Annotated in this window: 11 protein-coding genes; 9 read left to right on the forward strand and 2 right to left on the reverse strand. The window is 67.3% G+C overall.

The window, feature by feature from the left end; all coding sequences use genetic code 11:
* Window positions 1–337 precede the first annotated feature (337 nt).
* Genes JOF47_RS15855 through JOF47_RS15865 form a run of 3 tightly spaced genes read left to right on the forward strand, consistent with a single transcriptional unit; the run spans window position 338 to window position 5,433 of the window.
* Entirely contained in the window at window positions 338–1,753 is a 1,416-nt protein-coding gene (locus JOF47_RS15855) for an MFS transporter (RefSeq protein ID WP_377737316.1), read from the forward strand.
* Complete coding sequence (locus JOF47_RS15860; RefSeq protein WP_210000132.1) at window positions 1,754–3,925, forward strand: molybdopterin oxidoreductase family protein; 2,172 nt, start codon at window positions 1,754–1,756, stop codon at window positions 3,923–3,925.
* Entirely contained in the window at window positions 3,925–5,433 is a 1,509-nt protein-coding gene (locus JOF47_RS15865) for an FAD-dependent oxidoreductase (RefSeq protein ID WP_210000133.1), read from the forward strand. Before JOF47_RS15860 ends, JOF47_RS15865 begins: the two co-directional genes overlap by 1 nt.
* Window positions 5,434–5,844: 411 nt before the next feature.
* Here JOF47_RS15865 and JOF47_RS15870 read toward each other — a convergent pair whose 3' ends face one another.
* Together JOF47_RS15870 and nirD are read right to left on the reverse strand one after the other, a co-directional pair.
* A complete protein-coding gene (locus tag JOF47_RS15870; RefSeq protein ID WP_245356396.1) occupies window positions 5,845–6,615 on the reverse strand; it encodes a sirohydrochlorin chelatase in 771 nt (256 codons plus the stop codon).
* Entirely contained in the window at window positions 6,612–6,989 is a 378-nt protein-coding gene (gene nirD / locus JOF47_RS15875; RefSeq protein ID WP_210000134.1) for a nitrite reductase small subunit NirD, read from the reverse strand. The genes JOF47_RS15870 and nirD overlap by 4 nt, the downstream gene beginning before the upstream one ends.
* Window positions 6,990–7,367: 378 nt before the next feature.
* Here nirD and nirB point away from each other — a divergent pair, with 378 nt between their 5' ends.
* From nirB to JOF47_RS15905, 6 genes are all read left to right on the forward strand, one after another.
* The gene (nirB, locus tag JOF47_RS15880) at window positions 7,368–9,998 is read left to right on the forward strand and encodes a nitrite reductase large subunit NirB (RefSeq protein WP_210000135.1); all 2,631 of its coding nucleotides are present in this window, start codon (window positions 7,368–7,370) and stop codon (window positions 9,996–9,998) included.
* Window positions 9,995–11,020: a uroporphyrinogen-III C-methyltransferase gene (gene cobA, locus JOF47_RS15885; protein ID WP_245356397.1), complete on the forward strand. Its 1,026-nt coding sequence runs from the start codon at window positions 9,995–9,997 to the stop codon at window positions 11,018–11,020. The genes nirB and cobA overlap by 4 nt, the downstream gene beginning before the upstream one ends.
* On the forward strand, window positions 11,017–12,144 hold the full coding sequence (locus JOF47_RS15890) for a uroporphyrinogen-III synthase (RefSeq protein ID WP_210000137.1): 1,128 nt from the start codon (window positions 11,017–11,019) through the stop codon (window positions 12,142–12,144). Before cobA ends, JOF47_RS15890 begins: the two co-directional genes overlap by 4 nt.
* Window positions 12,145–12,483: 339 nt before the next feature.
* Window positions 12,484–13,446, forward strand: a complete 963-nt coding sequence (locus tag JOF47_RS15895) for a metal ABC transporter substrate-binding protein (RefSeq protein ID WP_210000140.1) — start codon at window positions 12,484–12,486, stop codon at window positions 13,444–13,446.
* Window positions 13,443–14,186 carry a metal ABC transporter ATP-binding protein gene (locus JOF47_RS15900; protein ID WP_210000142.1) on the forward strand — a complete coding sequence of 248 codons (744 nt, stop codon included), beginning with the start codon at window positions 13,443–13,445 and terminating at the stop codon, window positions 14,184–14,186. Before JOF47_RS15895 ends, JOF47_RS15900 begins: the two co-directional genes overlap by 4 nt.
* Window positions 14,183–15,073: a metal ABC transporter permease gene (locus tag JOF47_RS15905; RefSeq protein WP_210000144.1), complete on the forward strand. Its 891-nt coding sequence runs from the start codon at window positions 14,183–14,185 to the stop codon at window positions 15,071–15,073. Before JOF47_RS15900 ends, JOF47_RS15905 begins: the two co-directional genes overlap by 4 nt.
* Window positions 15,074–15,104 lie beyond the last annotated feature (31 nt).

A 15,104-nucleotide genomic window follows, 5' to 3' on the forward strand; every position in this document is an offset into this window, starting at 1 on the left:
GACGACAACGTGACTCATGCATGAGCGTATCGGCCCGGCCAGACAGTTTTATGGCGTTACCCCATGGTCAGCACGACCTACTGCCCAGTGGCTAACCCTGATCTCACGTTGTACGTCGCCATTCGGTTTGTGCCGGGTCCCTGCATAGGGCATGCCAAGCACCGGACCTCCGGCGTGGATCTCCCGGCCGCGTTTCCAGCAGGTTTCGCGGTTCTCCCGCTTTGTATTGTGATCGTGATTTCCATTTGCCTTTGGCGCAACAGCAACTGCGCCCCGATGAAATCCAGCTCTGGAATGCTCAACAGCATCAACCACGAGTGAAAGGGAACGATTCGCCTTGAGCACCCAGCTAGAGTCCGAAACGCAAACGATCGGCACCGTCGCAGCTCCCACAACTTCCCTGGTGATGGCCAAGGGACGGTGGGTCAGCAATTGGGACGCGGAAAACCCCGAATTCTGGAACAGGATCGGCCGCTCCACCGCCGCCACCAACCTTCGCTGGTCAATTTTCGCCGAGTTCCTGGGCTTCGTCGTATGGCAGCTCTTCGCAATCGTCGCGGTCTACCTGCCGAAGGCCGGATTCGATTACAGCACCACCCAGCTCTTCTGGTTGATCTCGATGCCCAGCTTGATCGGCGCAACCTTGAGAATCCCCTACACGTTCATGGTCGCCCGCTTTGGGGGCCGGAATTGGACCGTCGTCTCCGCCCTGTTGTTGCTGATCCCGGCCGGCGGCCTGGCCCTGGCCGTTTCCGACACCAGCACCCCCTTCTGGGTCATGCTGACACTGGCCGGGCTCGCCGGGTTCGGCGGCGGCAACTTCGCCTCCTCGATGGCCAACATAACCTACTTCTACCCGGCTTCGCAGAAGGGTTGGGCCCTTGGATTGAATGCCGCGGGTGGCAACCTCGGCGCTGCGGTGGCCCAGCTGCTGGTGCCGATCGCCATCACGGTCTTCGCCGCCGGTTCGTTGCAGCTGCCGATGGCCGGCATCATCTGGATCCCCTTGATCCTGGTGGCCGCGTTCGGCGCTTGGCGCAACATGCACAACCTGAGCAACGCCCGGTCGGACGTGCGCGGCGCGCTGGCGTGCCTTCGTGAAAAGCACCTGTGGATCATTGCGACCCTTTACATCGGCACCTTTGGATCCTTCATCGGGTTCTCGGCGGTGTTCCCTAAACTCATCGCCGACACCTTCACCGGATACTCCGCCTTCCAGCTGGGCACGGCCACGATTTCCCTGGCCTTCCTCGGCCCCCTGGTCGGTTCCCTGGCCCGTCCCTTCGGCGGGAAACTTGCCGACCGGTTTGGCGGCGCGAGGATCACCCTCGGCGCCCTGAGCGTCATGGCAACGGTGACCGTCGGTTTGGTGCTGACACTCGCGCACGCCAACTTCTGGCTGTTCCTCGCACTCTTCCTGGTGCTCTTCACGGCCAGCGGGGTCGGCAACGGTTCGACCTACCGGATGATCCCGGCGGTCTTCGCGCTGCGCGCCACGATGGCATCCGATACCGAGGGAAAGACCGGCGGGGTGGGCGCGGCCCGCAAGGCGGCCGCGGCACTCGGGCTGGTCTCGGCCATCGGGGCCTACGGCGGCTTCCTGGTCCCGCAGGCCCTGGGACTGTCGATCTCGCTGCGCGGCTCCTACACCCCGGCATTTTGTATCTTCGTCGCGTTCTATATTGCGCTTATGGCTGTGACTTGGTTCTGCTACGTTCGCCGCGGCACAGAGTTCGCCAACCGAGGAGTCTGAATGAGCATTCCGACCGAGGCCGGACACGTCCATCAGGCCACCGACACACATTGCCCCTACTGCGCCCTGCAATGCGGTATCACACTGGAGCCGACGCCCGACGCCGGCGAGCCGGTGAAACTGAGCGGGAGGAACTTCGAAACCAACGGCGGCGCCTTGTGCCGCAAGGGCTACAGCGCGGCGAGGCTGCTGAGGCACGCCGAAAGGTTGGACACTCCCCTGTTGCGCCATCCCGATGGCGGCTTCTCACCCATCGGTTGGGACGAGGCCCTGGATATGGTGGCCCAACGGGCCGCGGGAATCCGTGCCAAACACGGGGCCGATGCCGTGGCGGTCTTCGGTGCCGGCGGCCTGACCAATGAGAAGGCCTACCAGCTGGGTAAGTTCGCCCGGCTGGCTTTGGGCACCTCACGCATCGACTACAACGGCCGGTTCTGCATGTCCTCGGCCGCAACGGCCGGAAACCGCGCGTTCGGACTCGACCGCGGCCTTCCCTTCCCGCTGGCGGACCTGGACGGGGCCTCCATGATTCTGATGCTGGGGTCCAATGTTGCCGACACCATGCCCCCGTTTGTGCGGCACCTCGAGGGAGCACGCACCTCCGGCGGGCTGGTCGTGGTGGATCCCCGCCGCTCGGCGACGGCCGAGCTCTGCGCCAACGGCGCGGGCTGGCACCTGCAACCAACACCGGCCAGCGACCTGCAGCTGCTTCTGGGCCTGGCCCACGTGCTCCTCGGCGAGTCGCTGGTCGACCATGAATACCTGGCGCGGCGGACCAACGGCTTGGGTGCGCTGCGCAGCTCGCTGGCGCAGTGGTGGCCCGAACGAGTCGAATCGGCCACGGGTGTTCCCGCCGGCGAGATCCGGCGCACCGCCCGCGCCCTGGCACTGGCGGCGCGCGCGGCGAAATCCGGTGGCGGGCCCGTCTACATCCTGACGGGTCGCGGCGTGGAACAGCACGCCAACGGCACCGACACCACCACGGCCGCGATCAACCTCGCCCTGCTGCTCGGGTTGCCGGGCACCACGGCCGGCGGGTTCGGAACCATCACGGGGCAGGGCAACGGCCAGGGCGGGCGCGAACATGGACAGAAATGCGACCAGCTGCCCGGCTACCGAAAAATCACCGACCCCGCGCACCGGGAACACGTGGCCAAGGTGTGGGGCGTGGCCCCGGAAACCATTCCCGGTCCCGGCGTCCCAGCCACCGAATTGCTGCACACCCTGGGCAGGGAGCGCGGCGCACGCATGCTCATGGTGCACGGATCCAACCCGGCACTCTCCTCACCCGACGCTTCCCGGGTGATTGTCGGGTTGCGGCGCCTGGACTTCGTGGTGGTCTGCGATTTCTTCCTGTCGGAAACCGCGGCCGAAGCCCACCTGGTGCTCCCGGTGCTGCAGTGGGCGGAGGAGGAAGGCACCATGACAAACCTGGAGGGCCGTGTGCTCCGTCGGCGTGCCGCCCTGGAGGCACCGGAGATGGCGCGCAACGAATTGTGGATCCTCGCCGAGCTGGCCCGGCGCCTGGACTCCCCCGGGACGTTCTCCCCCGAGGCCCGCGAGGTCTTCGAGGAGCTGCGCCTCGCCTCGGCGGGCGGCTTGGCCGACTACTCCGGGATCGACTGGGACGACCTCGATGCGGGGGCCGCGGTGTATTGGCCCTGCTCCCCGGCACAGCCGGTCTCCCGCGAGCCGGGGCGGCGGTCCGGCACGCCGCGCCTCTTCCTGGAACGCTTCTCCCACCCCGACGGCAGGGCCGTGATCGTCCCCGTCCACCACGCCGCGCTACCCGAGGCCGCGCACCAGCCCGGCATGGTCTCCCTGGTCACCGGCCGGTTGCTGGAGCACTACCAAACCGGCACGCAGACTCGCCGCGTGGCGGAACTGCATGCGGCGGCGCCCGAGGCACTGCTGGAAATCCACCCGGCCACAGCGCTGGCGCACGGCATTGCCGAGGGGCAGCGCGTGGCGCTCGCCAACGGCCGCGGACGGATGGTGGCCCGGGCACGGCTCACCGCCGGGATCCGGCTGGACACGGTGTTCCTGCCCTTCCATTTCGCCGGCGCCAACAACGCCAACCTGCTGACCCCGGCGCTGGTCGACCCGCTCAGTGCGATGCCCGAATTCAAGCACGTCCCCGTGTCGCTGTATCCCCTGGGAGATGAGTCCTGATGCCAGGCACCCCGGAACGCATCATCGTCATCGGGTTCGGCCCCGTGGCAGCATCCCTCGCGGAGGGCCTGCTCCCCGGCGTCGCCGACGGACGGATCCACCTCACCGTGGTTTCCGCCGAAAAACACGTGGCCTACAACAGGGTGCTGCTTGCCGAGCTGGCGGTCGGGGCCACCGAGGCCGGGCACCTGAACATGGTCGACGAACAGCGGCTGCGGCAGTCCGGGGTCTACCTGCGCTTGGGCACCAAGGTCACCCGCGTGGACCGTTCCCGCAGCCAGGTGCGCCTGGGGGATGGCGGGGTGCTGCCCTACGACCGGCTGGTTTTTGCCACCGGCGCGCGGCCGGTGATCCCGACCCTGCACGGAGTGAACTTCGAGCCGCACGTCGAGGCCCGGTTGCCCGACGGCGTGCTCGCCCTGCGCACCCTCGAGGACGCCACGGAATTGCATGGGGTGCTTCAACGCGAGGGCCGGGTGCTGGTGCTCGGCGGAGGGATCCTGGGCATCGAGGCGGCCCTGGCCATGGCCAAGGCCGGGCACCGCCCGGTGCTCATCCACCACGGGGAGGCGCCGCTGGGCCGCACGGTGGACGCCGACGGCGGGAAGCTCCTGGCCCGGGGCCTGCGGGCCGCGGGCATCGAGGTGGTGTCCGGCGTCCGGGCCACGGGCGTGGAAAAGGACGATGCGGGATTCACCGGGCTGGCCACCGAAGGCCACGGAGTGATCCCCGGCGATGCCCTGCTCATCTCAACGGGTGTCCGGGCACGCACCGAATTGGCCGCGGGGTGCGGGTTGAAGGTGAACCGCGGGATTCAAACCAACGAATTCCTCGTTGCCGATTCCGAGAACCGCATCTTTGCGATCGGTGACTGCGCGGAGGTTGCCGGCAGGGCACCGGTCGGGCTGTTGGCCCCGGGGTGGGCACAGGCCGGCTGGCTGGCGAACTTCATGCTCACGCACCCGGCACCTCGGCCGGATGCCCCCGCCGAACGCCTGGACCCCGCGATCGCCCCACCGGCCCACCACTCCTCGGACGTGCTGATGCTCAAGGGACAGGGTTTGGAGGTGACGGCCGGCGGAAACATCTCGGCGGGCCTCTGGGACGGGGGCGAGGACCAGGTGACCGTCTTCGCCGACCCCGCGGAGGGCCGCTACCTGAAACTCGTCACCAGGCACGGGGTCCCCACCGGTTTCCTGGCCATGGGGCTGCCCCGCACCAGCGCCGAACTGGTGCTGGCCTACGAACGTGGCAGCGTGCTGCCGCAGGATCGTTCGACCCTGCTGCGCCTGGATGACCCGTGCGCGCTGGAGACACCCGTGGCTGCGGGGACCGATGACCAGTTGTGCCGCTGTTCGGGTGCCACGCACGGGCAGGTGGCCCGGGCGGTGGAGGCCGGTTGCCTGACTGTCTCCGAGGTGGGCGATGCCTGCCGGGCCGGCACCGGATGCGGCGGCTGCCGCGCCACGATTGAAGCGATGCTCAGACCGGTTCCGGTTTCCGCCTGAGGCTCGGCGAGCGCGGCACCAAAAGAACCGTCCGATCCGGTGCATTCACGGATCGGACGGTTTCTTGGTGTGGCTTGTGAGAAAGTGAAACATCCGACGCTGGCGCGGTTTTCCGACAGAAATTGGCAGCCGCCGACTTGCAATCTGCGCAGTTCCCAGCCGTGGGTCCGGCCTTCGCCGGAATTGCGTCTCGCCCAGGAGTGCATCCATTGCACTGGCGTGCACACGGCAAGGCATGACACCGCGAGTCCTTGGTTTCCCGGGCCCAATGAAACCAAACAGTGTCATGCGAACGATCGTTGCCGGACGCTTCGGAGTCCTAGCGCCGGATATTCGACGAATTCACAACCCACCCCCAGGCTGGTGATTCCCGGTCAAAGGTGGCATCGCCGAGCGTGGCAAAGCGAGGTTCTAAGCGATGGCCTGCCGGTATCGCTTGATCACCAGGTCAACCAGTTCCTGCGGCGGGTTCTCGCCGGGGACCAACAGCGGTTTGCCCAGCACGTCCGGTGTGCAAGCTGCAGCCAGGTCCGCAAAATAGCCTGGGGCCAGCAAATAAGTGGCAACCGCGGTGCGGACTCTCGGGTTGCGCGTGCGCGCCGCGTTGATGGCCTCGCCAAGTCGTGGTTCGGCGGCCGAAATGAATGCGGCGGTGACGGGGACTTGCAGGTGGCCGGCCAGACGTTGTGCCATCGTGCGACAGTCCGCGACGCCCGCGGGATCGGTCGACCCGGCACAGGCCAAGATCACCGCTTCACCCGGAACCCAGCCGGCCTCCAGGAGACGGCGGCGCAGAACGATCGCCAGCCCGCTGGCCGGGCCCAGCGGAAGTGCGACCCGCGTGCCCGGACGCAGCGCTGCGGCATCGGCAAGGTCGCCGGATGCATGCGTGCCCGCGGAAAGCAGCAAGGGCACCAGGGCCGCCGCGGCATCCGGCCCCAGCTCCTCCGAGCAGACGAACCGGCCAACCCTCGGGTGTTCGACATCCACGAATGCGTCATGCACCGGGGTGGTGCCCATGGCCGCGTCCACCGCATCCACGAGTCCCCGGGTCGCCGAGCGGCCCGCCGGATCGCCCGTTCCGTGGGAGACGGCCACCAGGGACGGCTCGGGAAGCATCTCGGACCACCCCTGCCACGCGGCGTGGTCCATCACTACGGGTTCCGCGTACGCCGTGGTCATGGCCTTCCCGCCATCCACAGCTGGCCCTGGCGTTCGACCAGCGGGAAGACCGGCAGCGGCTGCGCCGAGGCGCTCAGGCAGGCACCGGTGTCCAACCGGTACACCTCCTTGTGCAGCGGGCACGCGATGGTTGACACCCGGTGGCCGTCGATCGTCTGGTCGCCCAGGATCCCCCGGGCCATGACCTTGGCCCCGCTGGTGGGGCAGTGGTGGGAGGCGGCGAAGAAGTCCTCGCCTTCCGTGCGGAAGAGTGCGACCTGCTTCCCGCCCAGCCACGCGGCCTCACCCCACCCCGGCTCGAGGTCCTCGGGCCGGCACACCGACACCATGCCGTCTTCGGATTCGAGTACGACTTCTTCGACTACAGCGCTCATCACTGGGTTCCTCTCGACTGGGAATTTTCGATCCGGGTTGTTCCGATGAGGCGAGCCTACGGAGCCGTTGTTTCGTGCTCGACGTTCTGGTGTTGCGCACCTGTAAACCGTCGCTCACACCGACGGGAGGATCCGGTGAGGCGGAGTGATCCTGTCCGAAACCGGCGGTCGCCGCGAGGTCCCGGCTCGGGTTGCGCACGCCTCTCCCGTCGATCGTTTCATCCATGTTTCGGGACACTCACCCCATGTCATGAGATTGGTGCATGAAATTGCGCAGACCGAAACGTCTGGGTCATCGGGCGGCAAAACCGGCTCCCTAGGGTGGAAAGCAGTCAACCACAGCACCCTTGGGTTCGTGAGCGAAAGTCGAGATACAAAATGAGCGCAGTGAATGGATCACGCCGCATTGTGGTGGTTGGCGGAGGCCCCGCCGCACATCGTTTCACCGAGGCCATGGCCGGCCGGGAGCCGAGCAACGTGCACATCACCGTGCTCACCGAGGAAGTCCACCTTCCCTATGACAGGGTCGCCCTGTCGCAGGCGTTGACCAACCCCGGGGTGGATCTGACCCTGGGCGATGCCGGGCTGTGGGAACGGGAGAATGTCGCCCTCGAAACACATGCCGCGGCCATCGGAATCGACAGCATCAGCCGCCGGGTGACCACGGCCGACGGACGCAGCTTCGAGTATGACGAACTGGTCCTGGCCACCGGCTCCAACGCAGCCACCCTGCCCATTCCCGGTGCCGGGCACACCCACGTGTACCGGACCTTGGAGGACGTCTGGGCCATTGCGGCGTCCGTGTGCGAGCTTGCCGAACGCCTGGGCCGAGCCCCGGTGGTGGCCACCATCGGCGGCGGCTTGCTGGGGCTCGAGGCAGCGGCCGGCGCCCAGGCCCTCGGAGCGGACGCGGTGGTCATCGACGGCGGCAAGTGGCTCATGGGAACCCAGCTCGATGAGGGCGCGGGGCAAGCCATGGGCCGGCTCATCGCCGACACGGGATTCACGGTGCACGGCGGCGTGTACCCGCAGGAAATCATCACCGGCACCGAGGCAGGACAAGTGCGGGTCGAAGGCGTGCTGATGGCCGACGGCCGCCGGATCGACGCGGACATGGTGGTGGTCTCGATCGGCGTCCGGCCGCGCGACGAACTGGCCCGCCGCCACAACGAGTTCCTTGATTCGCAGGACAGTTTGGCACCGCGCTTCGGTCTGGGCCCGCGCGGCGGCATCGAGATCGACGCACGCTGCGCCACGGCCGTGCCGCATGTCTGGGCGATCGGCGAGGTCGCCAACTTCGGCGGCCTGTGCGTGGGCCTGGTGGCCCCGGCCAACGCCATGGCGGAAGTGCTCGCCGAACAGCTGCAGGGCGGGTCCGCCGAGTTCGGCGGGTTCGACACCGCCACGAAGCTCAAGCTCTCCGGTGTGGACGTGGCAAGCTTTGGCGACGGTTTCGCACGCACCGAGGGCGCCCTCGAGGTGGTCTACGCGGATGCGCCGCGCGGCCTCTACCAAAAGATCGTTGTCTCGCAGGATGCCAAGGTGCTCCTGGGCGGGATCTTCGTCGGCGATGCCAGCCCCTACCAGGCGCTGCGCCCGCTGCTGGGCAGGGAGCTGCCTGCCGAGCCGGGCGCCTACCTCAGCGCCCTGGGCGGCGAGGTCCCGGACGGCGAACTGCCCGACGACGCCGTCCTGTGCTCGTGCAACAACGTCAACGCCGGAACCATCAGGGACGCAGTGGGCGGATGCGGAAGTTGCGAGGGCCAGGAACCCGTCACCAACCTTTCGGCGCTGAAGGGCTGCACCCGCGCCGGAACCCAATGCGGATCCTGCGTGCCCATGCTCAAGAAACTCATGGAAACCGAGATGCTCAAGAACGGGGCCGTCATCTCGGCGGCCATGTGCGAGCACTTCGAGCTCTCGCGGGCCCAGCTTTTCGAGGCCGTCCGCGTGGCCGGCCTGAAAACCTACCCGGAAATCATGCAGCGCTTCGGCCAGGGGGCGGGCTGCGACATCTGCAAGCCGGTGATCGCCTCCGTCCTCGCCTCGCAGACCTCCGGGCACCCGATGGAAGCCGGACTGGCCGGCGCGCAGGACACCAACGACCGCGTCATGGCCAACATGCAGAAGGACGGCACCTACTCGGTGGTCCCCCGGATCCCCGGCGGGGAAATCACCCCGGAGAAGCTCGCGCTCATCGCGCACGTCGCCCAGAAGTACGGCCTCTACACCAAGCTCACCGGCGGACTGCGCATCGACATGTTCGGTGCCCGGCTGGAACAGCTGCCCGAGATCTGGCGCGAACTCGTCGACGGCGGGTTCGAATCCGGGCAGGCCTACGGCAAGTCGCTGCGCAACGTGAAGACATGTGTTGGATCCTCCTGGTGCCGCTACGGCATGCTGGATTCGGTGGCCATGGGCATCGAAATGGAACTGCGCTACCGAGGCTTGCGGGCACCCCACAAGTTCAAGATGGGCGTCTCCGGGTGCGCCCGCGAATGCGCCGAGGCCCGCGCCAAGGACGTCGGGGTCATCGCCACGGCGGAAGGCTGGAACCTCTACGTGGGAGGCAACGGCGGCGCCAATCCCGCCCACGCCCGGTTGCTGGCCACGGGAATCGACGACAAGACACTGATTCGATACGTGGACAGGTACCTGATGTATTACATCCGCACGGCAGACAAGCTCCAGCGCACTGCGCGCTGGATGGAGGACCTCGACGGCGGCATCGAGATGGTCCGCTCCGTGGTGGTCGAGGACTCGCTGGGTCTGGGCGCGGAACTCGAAGAAGCCATGGAAAACCACATCGGCAACTACGAGGACGAATGGGCCGCCACGCTGGCGGACCCGGAGAAATTGCGCCGTTTCCGTTCCTTCGTCAACGCACCGGGCATGTCCGATCCGGACCTGGAATACGTCCCCGAGCGCGGCCAGCACCGTCCGGCCGCCCCCGTGTCGCTGGGAGCCAGCATCGGCATCGGCACCCCGAATTCAACCTGGGAGGCATGATGTTCGCCGGCAACCTTCAACTCAACGGCCACCACGTGCTCATTGCGGGAGAACCCCGGGCCGCGCGGCGCGCAGTGGCGCGTTACAGGGCCGCCGGCGCCCACGTCAGCGAGGCACATGATCCAGGCACGGCGGAAAGGCAATTGAACGCGGCACACCTGATTCGCCTGGTTGTCGCGGTCGACGACGGCAACGCTGGGTGGGCGGTCCTCGAAAAGCTTGCCGCAAGTCAAGCGATCCTGATTTCGCATGAGCCCGCGGCCCCGGGCGAGGGGTCCGTGACTTTGCTCGGCGGCGGCCCCGGCAGCAGCGACCTGCTCACGGAGCGCGGAGTCGCCGCGCTGACGGCGGCCGACGTGGTGTTCTACGACCGGCTGGGGCCCAGCCACGATCTGGCCCGGTTGGCACCGGGCGCCGCTCTGGTTGATGTGGGCAAGGCACCGGGCCACCACAAGGTGCCCCAGGCGCGCATCACCGAATTGATGATCGAATCGGCCCGGGCAGGGAACAACGTGGTGCGCCTCAAGGGCGGGGACCCGTACGTCTTCGGGCGCGGCTCCGAGGAACTTGCGGACTGCCGGGCCGCGGGAATCCAGGCAACGGTGATCCCCGGAATCAGCAGCGCGATCTCGGTTCCGGGCGCTGTGGGCATTCCGGTGACGGCACGCGGAATCAGCAAGGGCTTCACGGTGCTCTCGGGGCACGACCCGTTCACCGAACAGGAGCTGGGGCACATGGCCGGCTTCGGCGGCACGTTGGTGGTGCTCATGGGCGTCGCCACGCTGGAGCAGACCACCGCAGGGCTGTTGCGCCACGGGCTTGATGCCGGCACGCCGGCCGCCATCATCGAGCGCGGCTGCACCGACACCCAACGAAGCACCCGGGCAACCCTGGGGACGCTGGCCGAGGCGGCGCGCAGCGCGCGTTGCAGCAACCCCGCGGTCATCGTGATCGGCGGGGTCGCGGCCCTGGGCGACCGGGACCTTGAACTGCAGTCGCTGATCCCGGCGGTTGCACGATGAGCGTGGCCGAGCTGGAAACACCTGGCCGGGTGGCCTCGCCCCTGTCCGGATTCCGGATCGCCGTCACCTCTGAACGGCGTTCGGCCGAACTCATCGAGGCGTTGCAACGCCGCGGCGCGCAAGTGCAGCACGCACCGACGTTGCGCATGGCGCCGCTGGTCGAAGATGCGGAATTGCTGGAACACACGCGGCTGGTTCTGGACCTGCGGCCAGAATTCGTGTTGGTCAGCACGGCCTACGGATTCCGCCGGTGGTTCGAGACGGCCGATGCCGCAGGCCTGGGCGACGAGCTGACACAGGTCCTGCACGACGCGTCGATCCACGTGCGCGGCCCCAAGGCCCTGGGCGCCGTGCGCGCGCTGGGTTTCGAGGCCGACGGCATGAGCAGCGACGAACTGACCTCCACGCTGGTTTCCGAGGTGTCCCCGAAGGTTGCCGGCAAGAGGGTGGTGCTGCAACAGCACGGGATCGGTGACGACCCCGCGGCACAGGCCCTCACGGACGCCGGAGCCAGCGAGGTCATCCGGATCAGCCCGTATCGCTGGGGACCCCCGGAGGACGCGGACCGGATGACCCAATTGCTGCGGGCCCTGTGTTCCGGGGCCATCGATGCCGTCACCTTCACCAGTGCGCCGGCGGTCCGCGCGATGCTCGCCGCCGCGGAGGAACAGGGTTGCTACACGGAGCTGTTGGAGGCGCTCCAGTTCAGCGTGTGCTGCGTGACCGTGGGACCGGTGACTGCCGCCCCGCTGCGGGAAGTCGGGATCGAACCACTGGTTCCCGAACGGCACCGGATGGGTGCCATGATCCGCATCCTGGTGGAACACCTCTCCGACAGCGGATCGATCAGTTGCCAATCTGTTCTGGGTTCCTGCGAGCTGCGCGGGGACACCGTTCTTTTGGGCGGGAACGACCGCGAACTCAGCGCCATCCAGCTGAAACTCTTCAAGGCGATACTGAGCGCTCGCGGACGGGTGGTTCCCCGTGCCCGGTTGGTCTCGCTTTTGCCCGACGGTTCCTCGGACCACGCCCTTGACATGGCTCTCAGCAGGCTTCGGCGGGCCTTGCCGGACCCGCGGCTGATCTCCACGGTCGTCAAGCGCGGCTACCGGATCAACGTCTAGATCCGCCCGGCCCCTGTCACGCCGCCCCTGGCATCCACCGGATGGCAGCGGGGTCGTCATCAACCACCGTAAATTTTTCACGCCGGAGCGTTCCCGCGTCGCTTGCAGGCGACGACGCGTGGACGCTCCAGTTTTTCGCCTTGCCTAGTCACCAAGGATTCCCGAACACACCTCCGGATCGGTCCGCATCCGTCCCGCCCGGAGGCCCGTTTGCCGGCCGTTTCTTCACGCTACGCAATAGTTACGTCTAGACGTACATTCTTCTACGGCATGACGTAACATTGCTTTTACGCCGCGTTCCCCCGGCCCAACGACTACACCACGCCGCATAGGACATCAATGACGAATCCTCGCCGACACAAGACAGCCGCACCCTCGTTGCTGCGCCGACTACTGGCCGGTGCGGCAAGTGTCGCGCTCATCGCCTCGCTCAGCGCCTGCTCCGACTCAAACCCCGGGGCCGGAGGCGGTCAGTCCGATCGCCCCGTCGTGCTCACCACGTTTACGGTGCTGGCCGACATCGCCCAGAACGTTGCCGGCGACAAGCTCCAGGTGGAGTCGATCACCAAGGTCGGGGCCGAGATCCACGGCTATGAACCAACCCCGCAGGACATTGCCAAGGCTTCCCGCGCGCAGCTGATCCTGGACCACGGGATGAACCTCGAGGGTTGGTTCACGCAGTTCGTCGAGGAAATCGACGTGCCGCATGCGGTGGTCAGCGAGGGCGTCGAACCCATCGACATCACCGAGGATTCCTACGCCGGCAAGCCCAACCCGCACGCCTGGATGAGCCCGCTCAATGTGCAGATCTACGTCGACAACATCCGAGATGCCTTCATCGAGCTCGACCCCGCGAACAGCACCGTCTACACGGATAACGCACGCGCCTACAACCAGGAACTGAAGCAGCTTCAGGACAACCTCGTCGCAGGGCTTTCCGGACTGGAACCAAACCACCGGGCGATCGTGTCCTGCGAAGGTGCGTTCTCCTACCTGGCCCGCGACGCCGACCTGACCGAGAAGTACATCTGGGCGGTCAACGCCGAGCAGCAGGCCACCCCGCGGCAAATCGCGTCCGCCATCGAGTTCGTGAAGGAAAACCAGGTGCCGGCGGTGTTCTGCGAGTCGACGGTGTCCGATGCCCCGATGCAGCAGGTGGTCCAGGCCAGCGGCAGCAAGTTCGGCGGAACCCTGTACGTCGATTCGCTCTCCGAGGCCGACGGCCCCGTCCCCACCTACCTCGACCTCATCCGGCACGATTCCAAGGTGATCCTCGAGGCACTCACCGGGAAGACGTCATGAGCACCCAGGCGATCACGGTCAGGGACGTCACGGTGCGCTACGGCGACGTGCTGGCCCTGGACCGGGCCGAACTCACCCTGAACCACGGACGGATCTGCGGCCTGATCGGCATGAACGGCTCGGGGAAGTCGACGCTGTTCAAGGCGATCATGGGACTGGTCAAGCCCGACGGCGGCACCGTCACCATCAACGGAGGAACCCCGGCGCAGGCCCGCAAGTCCGCGGCCATCGGCTACGTCCCGCAAAGCGAGGACGTCGACTGGGCCTTCCCGGTCTCGGTGCACGACGTTGTCATGATGGGCCGCTACGGGGGCATGGGCTGGACCCGCCGCCCCAAGCGCTCCGACCACGTGGCGGTGAACGAGGCCCTGGAACGCGTCGAACTCACCGAGTACGCGCACCGTCAGATCGGCCAGCTCTCCGGCGGCCAGAAGAAGCGCGCCTTCGTGGCCCGCGGCATCGCCCAGAACGCCAACATCCTGTTGCTGGACGAGCCGTTCGCGGGCGTCGACAAGCGTTCCGAGGCCACCATCACGCGCCTGCTGCGCGAGCAGGCCCAGGAAGGCGCCGCCATCCTGGTCTCGACCCACGACCTGCACGCCCTGCCGGCGCTGGCCGACGAGGCCGTCCTGCTCATGCAGCGGGTGCTCATGCACGGGGACCCTAAGACCGTGCTGCGGCCGGAAAACCTTGCCCTGGCCTTCGGCCTGGACGTCCTGGGAAGCGGAAACGACTCATGAACCTCATAGACCTCATCGTCGAGCCGCTGGGCTACGACTTCATGGTGAACGCGCTGGCCACGGCCGTGACGGCGGCGGCGGTCTGCGCCGTGCTTTCCTGCTGGCTGGTGCTGATCGGCTGGTCGCTAATGGGAGACGCCGTGTCCCACGCGGTGCTTCCGGGCGTCGTGCTGGCCTACGTGCTCGGCGTGCCGTTCGCGATCGGCGCGCTGCTCTTCGGGTTCCTGGCCGTGGCGTTGATCGGCGCCGTCCGCGACACCAGTCGCATCAAGGAGGACGCGGCCATCGGCATCGTGTTCTCCACGCTTTTCGCCCTGGGCCTGGTACTGATCTCCGTCACGCCCTCGAACACCGACCTGAGCCACATCATCTTCGGCAACCTCCTGGGCGTCTCGAAGGCCGAGCTGACGCAGATCGTCATCCTCGGTGCGATCGCGCTGGGCATCCTGCTGTTCAAGCGGAAGGACTTCACGCTCTTCGCGTTCGACCCGACCCATGCCCACGCCATCGGGCTGAACCCGAAGATCATCGGCGCAGCGCTGCTGGGCCTGCTGGCCCTCACCTCCGTGGTGGCCCTGCAGGCCGTGGGCGTCATCCTGGTGGTGGCCATGCTGATCATCCCGGGGGCCACGGCCCACCTGCTCACCGACCGGTTCGGCCGGATGCTGGTGATCGCGCCCGCGATTTCCGTCGTCTGCTCCGTGGTCGGCCTGTACGTGAGCTACTACCTGGACACGGCCTCCGGCGGCATGATCGTGCTGACCCAGGGCGCGGTGTTCGCCCTGGTGTACCTCTTCAGCCCCACCCAGGGGTTGCTGGGCAAGAGGTACGCGGCCTCGAAGCGCCGCCGCGCCGCGGCGTCACCCGAACCGTCGCAGGTCGCCTAGGACCGCCGACGACACCGCACCGGGGAGGCCG

Source organism: Paeniglutamicibacter kerguelensis (assembly GCF_017876535.1).
GTDB lineage: Bacteria > Actinomycetota > Actinomycetes > Actinomycetales > Micrococcaceae > Paeniglutamicibacter > Paeniglutamicibacter kerguelensis.